The 17,762-nt window shown below is 35.6% G+C and carries 13 protein-coding genes; 1 reads left to right on the top strand and 12 read right to left on the bottom strand.

Going from position 1 to position 17,762, the window contains the following annotated elements:
- From PHP31_00645 to PHP31_00590, 12 genes are all read right to left on the bottom strand, one after another.
- The coding region (locus tag PHP31_00645) for a hypothetical protein (protein MDD3737789.1) at positions 1-746 on the bottom strand (746 nt) is incomplete at its 3' end.
- Between the two features lie 38 nt (positions 747-784).
- Positions 785-2,422 carry a T9SS type A sorting domain-containing protein gene (locus tag PHP31_00640; protein ID MDD3737788.1) on the bottom strand — a complete coding sequence of 546 codons (1,638 nt, stop codon included), beginning with the start codon at positions 2,420-2,422 and terminating at the stop codon, positions 785-787.
- A 65-nt stretch (positions 2,423-2,487) separates the two neighbouring features.
- Positions 2,488-4,074, bottom strand: a complete 1,587-nt coding sequence (locus PHP31_00635) for a T9SS type A sorting domain-containing protein (protein MDD3737787.1) — start codon at positions 4,072-4,074, stop codon at positions 2,488-2,490.
- 65 nt (positions 4,075-4,139) lie between these two features.
- A complete protein-coding gene (locus tag PHP31_00630) occupies positions 4,140-5,513 on the bottom strand; it encodes a T9SS type A sorting domain-containing protein (protein ID MDD3737786.1) in 1,374 nt (457 codons plus the stop codon).
- A gap of 357 nt (positions 5,514-5,870) precedes the next feature.
- Positions 5,871-6,800: a hypothetical protein gene (locus PHP31_00625; GenBank protein ID MDD3737785.1), complete on the bottom strand. Its 930-nt coding sequence runs from the start codon at positions 6,798-6,800 to the stop codon at positions 5,871-5,873.
- A 9-nt stretch (positions 6,801-6,809) separates the two neighbouring features.
- Positions 6,810-7,625 carry a TonB family protein gene (locus PHP31_00620; protein ID MDD3737784.1) on the bottom strand — a complete coding sequence of 272 codons (816 nt, stop codon included), beginning with the start codon at positions 7,623-7,625 and terminating at the stop codon, positions 6,810-6,812.
- A 12-nt stretch (positions 7,626-7,637) separates the two neighbouring features.
- Positions 7,638-8,054, bottom strand: a complete 417-nt coding sequence (locus PHP31_00615; protein MDD3737783.1) for a biopolymer transporter ExbD — start codon at positions 8,052-8,054, stop codon at positions 7,638-7,640.
- An 18-nt stretch (positions 8,055-8,072) separates the two neighbouring features.
- Entirely contained in the window at positions 8,073-8,792 is a 720-nt protein-coding gene (locus PHP31_00610; GenBank protein MDD3737782.1) for a MotA/TolQ/ExbB proton channel family protein, read from the bottom strand.
- Between the two features lie 125 nt (positions 8,793-8,917).
- Positions 8,918-9,979, bottom strand: coding sequence for an anhydro-N-acetylmuramic acid kinase (locus tag PHP31_00605; GenBank protein ID MDD3737781.1), 1,062 nt, complete (start codon positions 9,977-9,979; stop codon positions 8,918-8,920).
- 15 nt (positions 9,980-9,994) lie between these two features.
- Positions 9,995-11,290 carry a UDP-N-acetylmuramoyl-tripeptide--D-alanyl-D-alanine ligase gene (locus PHP31_00600; protein ID MDD3737780.1) on the bottom strand — a complete coding sequence of 432 codons (1,296 nt, stop codon included), beginning with the start codon at positions 11,288-11,290 and terminating at the stop codon, positions 9,995-9,997.
- Positions 11,291-11,405: 115 nt separating this feature from the next.
- Positions 11,406-12,902: a gliding motility lipoprotein GldJ gene (gene gldJ, locus PHP31_00595; protein ID MDD3737779.1), complete on the bottom strand. Its 1,497-nt coding sequence runs from the start codon at positions 12,900-12,902 to the stop codon at positions 11,406-11,408.
- A gap of 26 nt (positions 12,903-12,928) precedes the next feature.
- Entirely contained in the window at positions 12,929-13,942 is a 1,014-nt protein-coding gene (locus PHP31_00590; protein MDD3737778.1) for a PorP/SprF family type IX secretion system membrane protein, read from the bottom strand.
- Positions 13,943-14,359: 417 nt separating this feature from the next.
- Between PHP31_00590 and porU the strand changes: the two genes are divergently transcribed.
- A complete protein-coding gene (gene porU / locus PHP31_00585; protein MDD3737777.1) occupies positions 14,360-17,758 on the top strand; it encodes a type IX secretion system sortase PorU in 3,399 nt (1,132 codons plus the stop codon).
- The last annotated feature ends 4 nt before the right edge of the window (positions 17,759-17,762 follow it).

Genomic DNA, 17,762 nt, shown 5'->3' with positions numbered 1-17,762 from the left:
CAAGCCCTTAAATCGATTTGTTTTAAGTATTTTGAGCCGAGTTGCAGACTGTAATTCAAGCCGCTGGCAATATTTACAGCCGATGTAACAAGCGAGTTGCTGTTATTTACTTGTCCGCCGTAATGCCTTAGTACGCTTTGCAGATTTACGGACAGCTTTTTGTCGAAAAGAAAGTATTTTGCAACAAGTCCGCCATTAATAATTTCCTGATTGGTATCGCCCGGGTAAATAAAATTTTCCCAATCCATGAAGATATCGGTGTAAAATTTTTCGGAATTATACAAAAGTTGCACTCCGTACTCCGGCTTTTTGCAAAAATAATTATCTATGCCGTACAAAGGTTGCAAATACTCGTGTCGCAAATCGCCGTTTATAGCACCAATATTTAGCGTAAAGTTTTTCAAAAACTCGTAACTCACGCTTATAATAGGAACAGAAGCATCTATTTTGTTGCTGCCATAAAAATATCTGCCGTACCAACCTGCTTTAAAATTCAAATTTTGTACAGGTTTCCAAACAATTTCGGGTTTTAGTATAGAACCTATATATGTAATTCCGGAATTCAAATTGCCGAAATATTCGTTGTTCTTAACAAAATTATTGTTGTAAACGGAAATACCTATCTTTTTACCTTCAGCGTTTTCAGTCTCAAATTTAGGATAATAAACTTTGTTAAAAGTCTGAGCACTGCCACCTATAGCGGTTATTGAAAAAAAGAATAGTATATAAATTCTAAAATATTTCACTGGCTTTATTTATTGAAACAAACGCACTATGTCCGGTATTATTGTTTCACAATCTTACTATATCCTACAATTTTATTACCTGAAAATACTTGAACATTATAAACTCCATTTGGCAAATGGCTTATATTTATTACTGATTTGCCGTTTGCTTTTTCAGATAGAACTTCTTTTCCAAGCATATTGTGCAGCTTCACAGTCGTTTCACCTTCTACGTCCACAACAAAACTATTATTAGTTGGGTTAGGATAAATTGAAATATTTGGCAACTCTTCGCCTGTAATTTCAAGTATCGGAATGTGCTTATAAGTGGCTGTAACCTTGTGGCAAGAATAAAAATCCATCTTGCTTTTCATGTTATTATAAAATAAGTTCAAGGTTCCATCTTCGAATTGCCAACTACTATTTACCCACTTGCTCCTTTCAGTTAGTGTACAATTATTATTTGCATCGTATGTATAAGTGGATTTATTATAATCCACCCATGCATCTTCCCATCTTTGATATAATTTTTCTAATATGTTATTGTACGCATCGTATGTGTAAGTGGATTTATCAACACTCTCCCAATTGTTATTTTGCCATATTTGATACAAGTTTGTTAGCAAGTTACTGCTTGCATCGTAAGTATAAGTTGTTTTGCGAATATTTATACATTCGTTATTTTGCCATTCTTGATATAATCTAGTTAACGCATTATCATTAGCATCGTAAGTATAAGTATATTTATTTTTATTTACCCAAGTGCTTCCCCATACTTGAAGCAATTTAGTTAGCATGTTGTTGTTTGAATCGTAAGTATAAATATATTTGGTAGAATTTTCCAAATTATCATTTTGCCTTATTTGCCATAATTCAGTTAGCTTATTATTGTTTGAATCGTAAGTATAAGTACAATGGCTCATATCTAACCAACAAAAAGATTTCCACTCTTGATACAAATATGTTATTATGTTATTATTTGCATCGTAGGTGTAATTAAGTTGGATAGTATTTCCCCACTCGTTATTTTCCCAATATTGATACAATTCAGTTAGTTTGTTATTGTTTGCATCGTATGTATAAGTGTGAAGTGTGGTATTCTTCCAAGCATTATTTCTCCATTCTTGAGACAATATTGTTGTGATTCTATTGTTTGTATTGTAAGAATAAGTATGTTTAAATAGATTTTCCCAAGTGTTATTTTTCAATTCTTGGTACAATTTAGTTAGTAACTTATTGCTTGCATTATAAGTGTAACTGTACTTAGCATTGTACATCAGTTCATTATTTAGCCATATTTGACGCAATTCCGTTAGCAGGTTATTATTTGCATCGTAAGTATAAGTGTATTTCTCATTATTAATCCATTCATTATCTTGCCATTCTTGATACAACCTAGTTAACCTGTAACCGTATGAGTTATAACTATACACTTCTCTACGTATCATGTCCGGGGTTTCATAAATATATACAGTATCCGGTTCCCACCAATCAATATTGGATTTTTGTTTGTTTACTACGTGAGATGTTTTTTCAAATAAATTTGGCTGTTCAATATTTGCGTTTGGTATAACTGGCTTTTTAAATTCAAAATTGCTTTGTGCAGCAATATTCAAACCGTACAATGAACAAACTAAGAATAATACGACATTAGCTATTCTCGTGATTTTTGTTTTCAAAGTTTTTGTATTCTTCATAGGTTTGTTTTTTATTGATTTATTTGGACAGCTTGCTTTTCAACTAACAGAATTGTGCTACAGCATTATTGTTTCACAACTTTACTATATCCTACAATTTTATTCCCTGCAAATACCTGAACATTATAAACTCCATTTGGCAAATGGCTTATATTTATTACTGTTTTGCCGTTTGCATTTTCAGATAGAACTTCTTTTCCAAGCATGTTGTATAGCTTTACAGTCGTTTCTCCTTCTACGTCCACAACAAAACTCTTATTAGTAGGGTTGGGATAAATTGAAATATTTCGCAACTCTTTACGCTCATTTTCAAGTTTTTTAAAATGCTTATAAGATGCTGTAACCCTAGAACTATTTGGCTGTTCTATACTACTTTTCATGTTATTATAGTATAATATCAAATTGCCATCGAATAATTGCCAACTTTCATTTACCCATTCGGTCATTTCGGATACTGTACAATTATTGTTAGCATCGTAAGTATAAATATATCTGTGAAAATTTACCCAAGTATCTTGCCACATTTGATATAATTTCACTAGCATGTTATTGCTTGCATCGTAGGTGTAGGTAACTTTACCATGATTTACCCATGCTTTACTTCCCCAATCCCATTCTTGAAACAAACTCGTTAGCAAATTTTTGTTCGCATCGTAAGTATATGAACATAAGTTTTCATTTACCCAATCATTGTCTTCCCAATACCATGTTTGATACAATGAAGTTAGCATGTTGTTGCTTGCATCGTAAGTATAAACATATTTCCGATAATTTACCAAAGCATTATTATTCCTATATTGATACAAATACGTTAGCATGTTATTATTTGCATCGTAAGTATAAGTGGTTTTTTTATCATCTACCCAAGCATTTTGCCAGGTTTGAGCCAATTCCATTAACAAATTATTGTTCGCATCGTAAGTGCAAGTATCTTTTTTATAATTTGCCCAAGCACCACTCTGCCATACTTGAGTTAATTTCATTAAATTGTTATTGTTTTCATCGTAAGTAAAAGTATATTTACTATCGTTTTCCCAAGCATTACTTTCCCAACCTTGATACAATTCCGTTTGCATGTTATTGTCTGCATAGTAAGTATAAGTATATTTTGAATTATTTACCCAATCATTATTTAACCAAAATTGATGCAATTTAGTTAGCATGTTATTGTTCGCATCGTAGGTATAATTGGTTTTAAAATAATATAACCATGCACTGGTCTCATAGCTCCAGTATTGATACAAATACGTTAGCAAGTTATTGTTCGCATCGTATGTGTAGGTGTGTTTGCTATCATTTACCCACTCATTATTATGTAATGATTGACACAATTCCATCAACAGGTAGCCATATTGGTTATAACTACGAGATACTCTAGCCAACGATAATGGTATTCCAAATTGGTTTGTACGTCTGTACACGTACATTGTATCCGGTTCCCACCAATCAATATTGGATTTGTGTTTGTTTACTGCAGGGGAGTTTTTCTCGAAAAATTTTGGCTGTTCAGTATTTGCGTTTGGTATAACTGGCTTTTTAAATTCAAAATTACTTTGTGCAGCAGTATTCAAACCGTACAACGAACAAACTAAGAATAACACGACACTAGCTATTCTCGTGATTTTTGTTTTCAAAGTTTTTGTATTCTTCATAGGTTTGTTTTTTATTGATTTATTTGGACAGCTTGCTTTTCAACTAACGGAATTGTGCTACAGTATTATTGTTTCACAACCTTACTATACCCTATAATTTTATCACCTGAAAATACTTGAACATTATAAACTCCATTTGGCAAATGACCTATATTTATCACAGTTTTACCGTTCGCATTCTGAGATAAAACTTCTTTTCCAAGCATATTGTGCAGCTTCACAGTAGTTTCACCTTCTACGTCCACAACAAAACTATTATTGGCTGGGTTAGGATAAATTGAAATATTTGACAGTTCTTTACGCTCATTTTCAAGTAGTAGAAAATGCTTATAAGTGGCTGTAATCTTGTAACAGAAGAAATATATCTCACTTTTCATATTATTATAAAACAAACTCAGGTCTCCATTAGTTTGTTGCCAATTATCACCCATCCAGTAACTACTTTCAGCTAATGTACAATTATTATTTTCGTCGTAAGTATAAGTGTAATTAAAATCATTTACCCAAGCACCTTCCCACGCTTGAACTAATTCCCTCGTCCTGTTATTGTTTGCATCGTAAGTGTAAATGTGTTTCTCATAATTTACCCAAGCATTATATGCCCATTCTTGGTACAATAACGTTAGCATATTGTTATTTACATCGTAAGTAGCATCAATTTTTTCAACATTCTCCCAAGCATTGTATCCCCATTCTTGACTTATTGCCGTTATCAAGTTATTGTTGGCATCGTAAGTAGCGGTAATAATATAATCATTTATCCAAGTATTATTTTCCCATAATTGAAACAATATCGATAGTACATTATTGTTTGCGTCGTAAGTATTAGTAATTTTTTCATAATTTACCCAAGCACCTTCCCAAAATTGAATCAATTCAGTTAGCATATTATTGTTGGCATCGTAAGTATAAGTAGTTTTAGCAAAGTCAACCCAAGCATCAATATTCCATCCTTGACATAATCTTGTCAGCATGTTGTTGTTGGCATCGTAGGTAAATGTATATTTTTCAGTATTTACCCAATTATTATTCATCCAATCTTGCCATAATTCTGTTATCAAGTTATTATTCGCATCGTAAGTATTAATGTTTTTGTTAAGGTCTGTCCATTCATTGTTTCGCCATTCTTGGTACACTTCCGTCAGCATATAAGCATTTTGATTGTAACTACGAAGTTCTCTGTGCATCATGTTTGGATCTTCGTAAGTATATATTGTATCCGGTTCCCACCAATTGGTATATGAATTGATTTTATTTGCCGCGTGGGATTTTTTCTCAACAAATTTTTTCAATTCAGTATTTGCACTTTTCTTTGTTGGTTTTTTAAATTCAAAATTGTTTTGTGCAGCAACGCTCAAACCGTATAGGGAGCATACTAAGAGTAACATTACATTGGTTAATCTCGAAATTTTTGTTTTTAAAATGTTAGTGCTTTTCATAAGGCTTATCTTTTTAGATTAATAAAATTGTTTGTTTATTAAGTTCAAAACGCTGATTTTAAACTAATTGAGTTTTTGATAATAAGTTTAATTCTATCATTGCGAAAATACAACATTCTTAAATATAAAACACAATATTTTATTATTAATTATTTCGTAATAAATTATTGTTGGGCGATAAATATTTTATAGTGGTTGGTGATGGGTGGTGGGTGTGGAGCAATTATCAATTATCAATTATCAATTAATAATTGCTCATTGTTAATTGTTCATTGTTAATTGCACATAGACCCCGCAACACGCACCATCCCGAAACTTCGGGACACCACGCAACTTCTTTTACAAAAAGTTTTTATATCAAAATGCTAAGTTGAAAATTTCGCCGTTATCAAAGGTTATTAATAGCGAAGAAGCATCGGTTTGCGAAATGGTAATAATATTATTTGAAGGGAAATTGTAATCTTGTTTGCTCAGAAGTTGTATTTCCGAACCTTTATATCTGATTAAACCTGTTTGCGAAACAATTGCCCACAAGCTGTTATCATCGGTTGCATATAGTTTAGTAATCGGCTGGTTTAAACCTGTGCGTATAATGTATACTTCGTTGTTGCATACTTTGTAAATAACGCCTTCGTTGTCGCCAAGCCAAACTGTATTTTCGTCGGTTGCAATAGAAGTAAATTCTATTCGTGGCAAGTACGGATTTTGAAATTTAATAATTTCGTTGCCATCTATCGTATAAAACAATCCATTGTTAGCCGAAGCTATCCACAATTTATGGTCGCTGTCTGTTGCTATTCCTGCAATACGCTTTAAATTATTGGCTTGTTTTATTGTGTCAATACGTTGATTATTGTAATGCAACAACTGATTAACCGTATCGGAAGTAAGAATCCATAAGTTTGAAATGCCTTCTGCTTCAATATCAATAACATCGGCATTTTGTAAGACGTTAGTCCAAAAGTTGTTTTGATAATAGCTTAATTCTTTATTTGTGGCTTTCCACAGAATATTATCGCGTGTTTTAAGTATTTCATTAACGCTCCTGTCCGACTCATCGGCTATATTTTTCCATACAATGCCATCGTAATATATAACGCTGCCATTGGTTGATGCAAAATATATCGAATGGTTGTTTTCGTAAATAACAGACGAAACAGGTCGTAAAGCAATTTGTTCGGAAGTATAGGAAAAATAACCGTTAGGTACAAACGGGTAATCGGGATTTAATTTGGCACAAGAACTAATGACAAAAGCCGATAAAACTATGATTAACAGACTTCGCATAGCATATTTTTAATTGGTTTTGACAAACACATAAGTAATTGTACCTCTTTGTTCTTCGGGTGCGTTAGGGTCGGGAGCAAATTTTGTTCGTTTTGCTGCCTCCTCGGCATTTCTGCGTAATGTAATTTCCGAAATGGTTGTACCTCTTGCTCCGGCGGCTGCGTGTGTAACAACTCCGTTTTTGTTGACTTTTATTGCAACAACAATTTTGCCTTGTTCTCTCGAATTGTAAACCGGTTTTGGAAGCGATGTAGCTCCTCGCCCGCCCAATTCGTACGAAATTCCGCTGCCGCTACCTCTACCTCCTGTTCCTACATAATTATCACTTCCGGGAGTGCCGTATATGCTGCCTTGGTCGCCCACGCCGCCTGCAATACCCTGACTGCCACCTTCGCTACTGCCTTGAGTGCTTTGCTTTCCTTTGTACAAAGCATTAGGATTAACAACAGGTTGCGGCTCAGGCTCAACAGCTTTTGTAACTTCTTTTTTAGGTGTTTCGGGTTGTGCCTTATCTTTATCCTTAGGCTTAGGTTGTTCAATGGCAACAGTTTCTTCATCGGTGGTAACGTATTCATTATCACTGCCGGAGCTTTGTTGGTAAGCTTCCTGTGCCGACTGCGCTTGCAAATGTGCAGGCTGAACCAAACCAAAACCTTGGTCTGATGTTCCTAAATTAACCTCAACACCTTCTTCGCCAGGCAAAGGCAATGGAGTTTTAAAAGCCGAAAATAACAGAATTAAAACAATAAGAACGTGTACCCCTACCGAACTCGATAAGGCTATTATCTTATTCTTTTTGTCGCGGTTATTTTCCATATTTATCATAAATACAATGTATTAGTCTATTGGTTTGGTTGCCAAAATTACTTTATGTTTAGTACCTTGCAGCTGATTGATTTGGTTGACGACATCAATAACGTTTACAACGTACTGCACAGGAACCGTTTTGTCGGCTCTAAGCACCACAACGCCTTCGGTTTCGCCCACAAGCGACTCAATTAACAAATTGACCATATTTCCGCTTGGGTCGGCTGGTGTTTCATTTACAAAGAAATCGTAAGTGTCGTTGATATATACTGTTGTGGTTTGCTTTGCCATTGTCTTGCTACTACTCGAAGGTAACAACAATTTGATAGCATTAGGACTAACCAATGTTGAACTGAGCATAAAAAATATGAGCAAAAGGAAAACCAAGTCTGCCATTGAAGACATGTTCATTTCGGCGGAAACCTTATTTCTTGTTTTTATAGCCATTTTGTAAGTTTTTATTTTTTATTTTTTTGCCGGTTCGTGAAGCAAGTCCATAAACTCTGTTGTACGATTTTCTAAGTTGTTAACTACCTTCTGGATTCTGGAAACCAAAATATTATAACAAAAGTAAGCTAACAACCCAACTATTAGTCCGGCAACGGTTGTAACCAATGCCTGATAAATACCTGTTGACAGCAACTGTATATCAATATTGTTGCCAGCCATAGACATATCGTAGAAAGCTCTAACCATACCTGTAACTGTGCCAAGGAATCCAAGCATTGGAGCTCCTCCTGCAATCATAGCAAGTATAGAAACGTTTTTTTCTAAACGACCTACTTCAAGAGAGCCAACGTTTTCAATAGCTGCCCTAATATCTCCCAACGGACGACCCAATCGTGATAAGCCTTTTACAATCATTCGAGAAATTGTAGTATCGTTGTTTTTGCAGTACGACAAAGCACTATCTAAGCGCGAATTGTGGACAAAATCGCGAATATTATTCATAAAATTTTCGTCATGCTTACTGGCTTTGTTAATAGCAATGTATCTTTCAATAAAGATATATATTGCCCACAACGAAAGAAGTGCCAATATTAATACTATAACACCGCCTTTTAGCGCCAAATCCCACAACGAAAGTGAAACATGAGTCGGGGCGTTTACTTGTGGTAATGACGATAGACCTTGCTGAATCGTATCGCTTATAATTCCTGGTTGCTGAACAATTTGTAATAACATATTTTGTGCTTATTTTTTTAAAAAGTAATATTATCTTTTGATTTTTATATGTTCTGTTTGTTGATGTGCTGTTTATATAAACTAATTAATTGCGTTTTTATTGTATTTAACTCAAACTAATTTGATTACGGCAGGTACATTGCTCCGCCAATAGCCGCCTTAGTTGCACCCGTTACCGAAGGTAAACAATTTGGCTTTTCTTGCCATCGCAATAAACCTAACAATGCAAAAATAAGTGCTTCTTTATAATTAACAATATTTTTATCGGGTAAAATTACTTCGGTTGCCGAATATTGCATTATTTTTTCTATCAAATGCTTGTTAAAGGCTCCGCCACCCGTAACCAAACACTTCTCGTTCTGTTTATTCAAAATCTTTGAAATCTGGATAGCAATATGCTCGGTGTAGGTTGCTATTTTGTCGGTGATGCTAATCTCTGACAAATTAATTATAGGAAGTACATTTCCATCAACCCATTCTCTACCAAGCGATTTAGGCGGTTCTGTTTTGTAATAGCTTAAATTATTCAGTTTTTGTAGTAATTCATCATCAACTGTTCCGCTTTTGGCAATATTGCCGTCTTTATCGTAAGGTAAATTCAAAAAGTTGGTGAGATAATTTAGAACTATATTTGAAGGAACAATATCAAAGGCAATAGTCTTGTCATTTTGGGTATACGAGATGTTTGAAAATCCGCCTATATTCAGGCAAAAACCATATTCTCCAAATAGCAACTTATCGCCTATTGGCACTAGCGGTGCACCTTGTCCGCCATATGCAACATCTGATGTGCGCACGTCGCAAACTACCGGAATTTGTGTAACGGCTGCTATTGAAGCTCCATCGCCTATTTGCAAGGTGTAACTATTAGCAGGATTATGAAATACAGTATGTCCATGACTGCATATAAGCTGCGGTTTTACAGCTGTTTGTTGCAAAAAATTATTGATGGAATTTCCTATGTGTTTGCCAAAATCTACATGAAGTTGAGTTAGGTCGGGAGCCGAAAGTAAATGTGAGTTTTTTAATCTATCGTGCCACAACTCATCGTAATCAATGGTTTGAGCTTTGATGATTTCAAATTTCAGTTTTGAATTGCGGTAGTAAAACTCTGTTAGGGCAAGGTCTAATCCGTCGACAGACGTGCCCGACATAACACCTAAAACCGTATATTTATTGTTAGATATAATGTTTGTGATAATTTACAAAACTGATAACAAGTTTTCCATTTTCATACCTCTGGAACCCTTTATTAATATTGTATGGTCGTTTACAGGATTTTGGTAGAAAAATGCTAAAGTTTCGTCAATATCTTTAAAACACATAAAACTACCCGAGTTGGCACGCCAAAACTCTTTTCCAACCAAAATTATACGACATTTGTACACATTTCTGATAGCATCGATAATAGCGTGATGCTCAAGAGAACTGCTATCGCCCAGTTCGAGCATATCGCCCAAAATCATGAGTTTTTTGTCTGTTTCCAATTTCAAAAAGTTATCAATAGCCACTCTCATGCTCGAAGGATTGGCATTGTAGTAATCGATTATAATTTTATTTTTTTCGCTTTCGTACCACTGCGACCTTTTATCCAAAGGCTGATATTCGGCAATAGCTTCCGTAATGTCTTTTGTATCAACATCAAAAGTTTCGCCAACGCTGATTGCAGCCAATACGTTTTCGTAGTTATAGTCGCCAACTAATTGGGTTTTAATTTCGTACTCAGCCTTAGGCGTTTCAGTTTCAAAGTGTAAAAAATGGTGTTCGCCACCCGAATATCTCAATTCTTCCTCCAAATCGTGGTCTCCATAAAGTATTTGTTCGATACCCTGACTTAGCTGCATAAGTAGCGAATTGGTTTTATGAACAAAAACTTTACCTGTAATGTCTCTTATATAGTCGTACAATTCGCTTTTGGTTTTAACAACACCGTCGAAGCCGCCAAAACCCTCTAAGTGAGCTTTTCCAATATTTGTAATAAGTCCGTAATTAGGCAAAGCAATTTCGCAAAGGGTTCTTATTTCGCCCTGATGACTTGCTCCCATTTCTATAATTGCAAAATCATGTTCGGGTTTTATATTCAATAAAGTAAGCGGTAGACCAATATGATTGTTTAAGTTGCCTTGCGTTGCAATAACTTTGTATTTCTTACTTAAAACATCTCTGATAAGATCTTTGGTGGTTGTTTTACCGTTGCTACCTGTAATAGCAATTACCTTTACATCAAATTGTTTGCGGTATTCAAGAGACAGTTTTTGCAAAAAATCTAAAGTGTCATCAACAAGCAGAGTGTTTTCATTTTCGTACTTAGGATTATCGATAACAGCAAGTATCGCACCCTTTTTTATAGCTTGTTTGGCAAAAGTATTACCATTATGATGTTCACCTTTTAGAGCAATAAAAACTGTGTTGGTATTTTTCTGAATTTTTCTCGAATCGGTAGAAACTATTGCACCACCATTTATTAAATCTATAACTTTTGAAATAGCTTGATCCATATTGCTAAAAATTAATTAAATAACCTACTTATCAATAAGATAAATAGGTTTTATTTTTTGCAAAGTTACAAAAAAATCCCATTATAAACATAATAATGGGATTTTAAATTTTATTTTATCTTGATTTTGAGCTTCCTACACGCCCCATGGCACACCTGAAACCTATGTAGTTGGTCGACATGTTTTCGTCTAATGCTCTACGAGCTGATGGCGATAGATAAAATGCAGGGTCTTTCCACGAACCACCTTTAACAACTCTTGTTCTGTCGGAAATAAGTGTAGTTACTCCGTAATTATACATTTTAGATGTTTCTTCATTTCGGTCTATATCTTCCGATTCGGCGGCAGCTAACCAATCTGCGTCTAATTGCGACTGATAATCTCCATCCTTATAGTTAATATTATCAGCACGACGATAGTTAAATCTGTTCATAGCTTCTTCGTCGGTAATTGGGCGGTATCTGACTCTACCTAAGCTGTCAACCGGTACAACATAACCTTCGGCATCGGTTACACGTGCTGTAAACACGTTTCCACGGAATGGTGAGAAATCCTCAAAGTCTTCAAAAGTAAGCTGACGGTACACGTCTTGCACCCATTCTGCAACGTTTCCTGCCATGTTATACAAGCCGTAATCGTTGGGCCAATATGAGCCAACTTCGGCTGTGATATCGGCTCCGTCGTTTAGGTTGCCTGCAACACCCATGTAGTCACCTTTTCCTCTCTTGAAGTTAGCAACAAAAGAACCGTAATATTTGTTTTCATCGGTACGAAGTACTGTTCCGCCCCATGGGTACAATTTTCTTTCAACAACTCTTTCTAAATGGGTATTTCCTATAAGTCCGTATGCTGCATATTCCCATTCAGCCTCAGTTGGGAGCCTATACTTGGGTAATAGTATTCCGTCTTCTATGCGTACTGCTCTTTCTCCTGTTCCGTTAGGATTTAAGTCTTTCAAAGGTTTGTTAACCAATCCTTTGTATTGTCCAACGAGATATGCCTCGGTGTTAAAGTTGTTTTCATCTTTTTGAGTAGGATCGAAATCAAGTATACCTTTTTCAACCAAAAGCATTTCGTTAACCCTATCGGTACGCCACATGCAGTAGTCATTGGCTTGTACCCAACTAACACCCACAACCGGATAGTTCTTGTATGCCGGATGGCGAAGATAGGTTTCTACAAGGGGCTCGTTATACGCTAATTTTTCTCTCCAAACGAGTGTATCGGGTAATGCCTTGCGAAGCACTTCGGGGTAACTTCCTCCGAAAACGCGTCCCAACCAATACAAATACTCGACATAATCAACATTGGCTACTTCGGTTTCGTCCATGTAAAAACTTGGAACCGTAACTCTTCTTGGTATATTATGCCATTCGTACATTGGGTCGTCGGCTATACGTCCCATTGTAAACGTTCCACCTTCAATAAAAACCAAACCTGGTCCGGTAATGGGTTCTTTGTAATCAGCCACTTCAAAACCTCCGTTTTTGGGGTCGTTGTAGTTCCACCCAGTTGTATTGGATTTTTCTTTTTTGTTAAACAAACTGCAAGATGACATCAAAAGCATTGAGATGCCTGCAATGATTAAGATTGAAATTTTACTTTTTAGCATTTTAGTTAGATTTTGTTAGCTTATAACTAATTAACAGGGTTATTTATTGTATAACGATTAAAATTATTTTTTATTACAGGGAAAATCCACGAAAATGAAATTTCGTGTGCACCTCCCGAATTAATTGACAGTTTGGATAAAGTGAAATCGAAACTATATCCAATTTTATATTTTTTTTGTTCAATTCCTATTTGCATTACCAAAGCATCGAAATTGTCGAAAGCGTACCTGCCCCACAATCCGACAGTAAGGGGATAAACATTAAAATATGTTCCTAAACTCAATTGCATAAAATCGCCTTGCTTAACAAACAATACGTTTGGAGAAATTGATTTTGACCCGACAGCCGGATATGTACTGTAATATCCAATATCAAATATTGCTCCGGCGTGCAAAGTAATTCGTGTGTTTAATTTGTGTGCATCGTTGCCTATGAATGAAATATCGGGATTGGTTAAATGATGTAACGCAAAACCTAAGTAATAGTCTTGTTTGTAACCTATTGTAATGCCCGTAGCGAAATCCAAATCCGAAACTTTGTTGCGGTCAATTTCTTCATTTGTCGGCAAAACTTGTCCCGAACCCGGAACTATTTGATCGCCGAAAACTAGTTTATCGGTATTGATGCTTCGTTGAAAAAACCCCGATTGCAACGCTATTGAAGCAGTAAAGTCATTAAAAACGTAGGTTTGGAAAGCGTAAATTATGCTACCCGAAAAGTTGCTGCACAATCCGCCACCGTATACATCATTGTTTAATATAACTCCAAAACTACCCGACATTTTTCTTACATGTTGATCATAACTAATTCCATAATTTACATATCCTTTGTTTATATTGTGCCACTGATTGCGATAAATAAGCGACAAACGCGGATTTACCTTATTGCCAACCAAAGACGGATTCAGATAGACAGGATTGCCGTAATACTGCGAATAAACAACATCTTGTCCTTTAACCATCTGCGACACAGCAAATAAGCAAAAAATTATAACCAAAGTCCCTTTCTTAAAGTACATTTGAATTACTTTAGTCAGCAAAAATACTATTTTTTTATTATAATTGTTTATTAGGTGCATTTAATATTATTACTGTCAGAAAAAGAACGTCCTTTTATGTTATATCCTATATTTGTCTTTTATGCTTAGCTATTAGCTGTTAGCCGTTAGCTGTTGGCTTTTTGGTGGTTGGTGATTAGTGATGGGTGGCTTTTGTCATTCAGCTCCGAAACTTCGGGGTGCAATTATTAATTAATTACTAATTGTTAATTGATAATTACCACGTAACCCGTAACACGCAACACGCAACTTAAAAGCCAACAATATGTTTGCAATCAAAGGTATTTGTCGGAAAACGACGATTTAATGTAATTATTGCAAGATTTTATTTTATCAAACAATATAAAAAACAAAATCTCGTTTTTTGATAGTTAATACCGTTGCATTAAATTTGCACTAATGAAGCTGTTTTACTTTCTTTCTATATTATTCATTATATCCTTAGTGGGAATTAACAACTCCTACAGTCAGGAGACAGACAGCGATTTGTTTAAATCCGAAAGTAAATTAGCTACAGGCACGTGGTTCAAGATTGGCATAACAAAAGACGGCGTTTATTCCATAAATTATTCAACACTTACATCATTGGGCGTAAACCCGCTTACCCTAAATACAAACAAAATAGGTGTTTTTTCGGGAAATATACAAATGCTACCCGAAAGCAATAGTAACTTACGTGTTGACGACCTTGAAGAAATAAAAATAAAGGCTATTGGTTTGGAAGACGGCACTTTTAACGAAGGCGATATGATTTTGTTTTATGCCAACAGTACCAACACATGGAATTATGACACTGTTAACAGAATGTGGCTTCACACAAAAAACTTATATTCCGATACTTCGTATTACTTTTTTACTACCGATAGGGGAAGTCTTTTGAGTATTGACGAAACAAATTTGCCCACTATCAATAATATTACTATTAACGAGTACGAATACCGTGCATTTGTTGAAGATGAAAATTTCAATTTGGGGAAATCGGGCAAAAGGTGGTTTGGCGATATGTTTGATATGGTTGATACCAGAAATTACCCCTTCAACATTCCTAACAGAATTTTAGGCAAACCTGTTAAAATGAAAGTTTTGTTAGCGGCAAAATCGTTAACTCCAAGCAACTTTACTCTTAAAGTCGGCAATAATGTTAAACAAGTTAACATTATGGGTATCGGCGGAGGTTACGGGACTTTTCTTGCAAGGCAAAACACTTTATTTTGGGATATTTCAAATACCGACAATAATATCAATTTGGAAATGAAATACAACAAACCCGATATTGATGCAATTGGCTATTTGGATTACATAAATATTAATGCTACGTGCAAGCTACAGTATTTTGGCACACTCTTAGATTTTAGAAATTATTCGGCAATAAATAGAAACACAGTAGCAAAATACGTATTATCCGGCACAAACGACAATGTTGTGGTTTGGGATATTACCAACCCATTTGCATGTAGCGAAGTGAAATGCCATCACAAAAACAACAGTATTGAGTTTTACAATTCGGTTGACACTTTACACGAGTACATTGCTTTTGAGTATGTAAAAGCCGAAACTCCCACTAACATAAAAAGGATTGACAATCAGAATTTGCACGGTATAAGTCCAGCTAATTACCTGATAATAACACCGCAAATATTTTACGAGCAGGCTGTTAGGCTTGCATCTTTTCACGGAAATTATTCTAATTTGAGTGCCAACGTTGTTCTTTTAGATAAAATTTACAACGAATTTTCGGGTGGAAAGCAAGATGTTGCAGCTATAAGAGATTTTGTGAGAATGCTGTACCTGCGTGGCAACAAGTACACAAGACCTAAGTATTTGCTTCTTATGGGAGATGCATCATACGATTATAAAAATAGGATTTCGCCAAACACTAATTTTGTGCCTACCCATCAAACTACCGAATCTTTAGACCCATTGAACTCAATAGCTTCCGATGATTTTTTCGGATATATGGACGAAAACGAAGGCAATGCTGTTAACGATATCGTTGATATTGGCATAGGCAGGTTGCCGGTTAAAAATACTGTTGAAGCCGAAAATGTTGTAAATAAAATTATCAACTACCACCTGCCCGACTCCAATACCATGAAAAATTGGCGTACGAAAATTACGTTTGTAGCCGACGATGAAGAAGATAATGCTTTGATAAATGATTCGGAATACATTGTTAATGCTATAGATGCCATCAATAAAAATGTAAATATCAATAAAATTTATTTAGATGCTTACGTACAAGAATCAAATTCAAGCGGTAGCAGGTATCCCGAAGTCAACAAAGCCATAGCAAGAGATGTGGAAAAAGGTTGTTTGTTCATCAATTATTTGGGACATGGCGGTTACACAGGTTGGGCTCACGAGGAAGTCCTTACCATGGACGATATAAACAACTTTGAAAACACCTTTAACTTGCCAATATTTGTTACAGGTACTTGCAGTTTTGCTCCCTACGACGACCCCGCTATAGTTTCAGCCGGCGAACTTCTTATAAACAAAGCTAATGGCGGCAGCGTTGCGTTGTTTACAACAGCCAGAGCTACTTTCGGACCGCCAAATTTGGCTTTTATTACTAAATTATTCCAAAAGGCTTTTGACCCCGACTCGGCTCACTTTTTCAGACTCGGCGATTATATCAAACACGCCAAACAAGAAGAGTTTTACAGCGAAAACAGTAAAAAAATAGTCCTGTTAGGCGATCCGGCTACAAAAGCGGCTTTGCCGTATCATAAGGTTTTAACTCTTTCTATCAACAATAAGGACACCACTAATACCGACACTCTTAAAGCATTTGACGAAGTAAAAATAAAAGGTGGAATTTTTGACCACAACAACCGACTTATCGACGACTACAACGGAGTGATAACCACCACCGTTTACGACAAACCTACAACTACCCGTACTTTGGGCAACGACAGCGGTGCTACTACAAGTTTTCAAATTTCAAACAATATTATATATAGGGGTAAAGCAATGGTTACCAACGGTTTGTTTGAAGTGGTTTTTCAAATGCCAAAAGATATTAACTACACTATCGATTACGGCAAAATAAGCTATTACGCTACTAACTTTGTCGATGATGCTTGGGGAAATTTTGCTCCGCTTATAGGTGGCGAAAGCGACTTTTACATTACCGACAACACAGGTCCTAATATCAGTTTGTTTATGAACGATTTACGCTTTGTCGATGGCGGCTTAACCGACCCCAATCCTTGGTTTATTGCAGTGCTTGAAGACGAAAGCGGAATTAATACCGTAGGGACAGGCATAGGACACGAAATTACTGCAATTCTCGACGACAATTATACCAATCCGTATATTTTAAACGACTTCTACGAGTCGGATGTAAATACGTACAAAAAAGGTGTAGTTAAGTTTCCGTTTATTGACCTTGCCCCCGGCGAACATCATATCGATTTTAAAGTGTGGGATATTTTTAACAACTCATCTAGTGCAAGGATTAACTTTACGGTTACCGAAAAAAATATTTTTCAAGTCAACAGGGGATTTGCGTATCCCAATCCGTTTACAGATAAAACCAATATCATTTTCGAGCATAATCAGAAAAACGTTACTTTTGAAATCGTAATAAATATTTTTTCCATGTCGGGAGTTTTGGTTAGAACAATAAAAAGTACCGATTTTCAGTTTGGTTCAATTAGCAAAGCCATTGAATGGGACGGTCGCTCCGACAACGGTCGCGATGTACCGGCAGGTTTTTATTTGTTTAATATCAGCATTAAAACATCTGAAGGCTTAGCTAACACCACTCATGGGAAAATTATTAAAATAAAATAAACAA

The sequence above is a fragment of the Lentimicrobiaceae bacterium genome (genome assembly GCA_028697555.1).
Classification (GTDB): Bacteria; Bacteroidota; Bacteroidia; order Bacteroidales; family UBA4417; genus UBA4417.
Note: the sequence above shows the minus strand (reverse complement) of the source record. Positions and strands in the feature narration are given on the sequence as shown.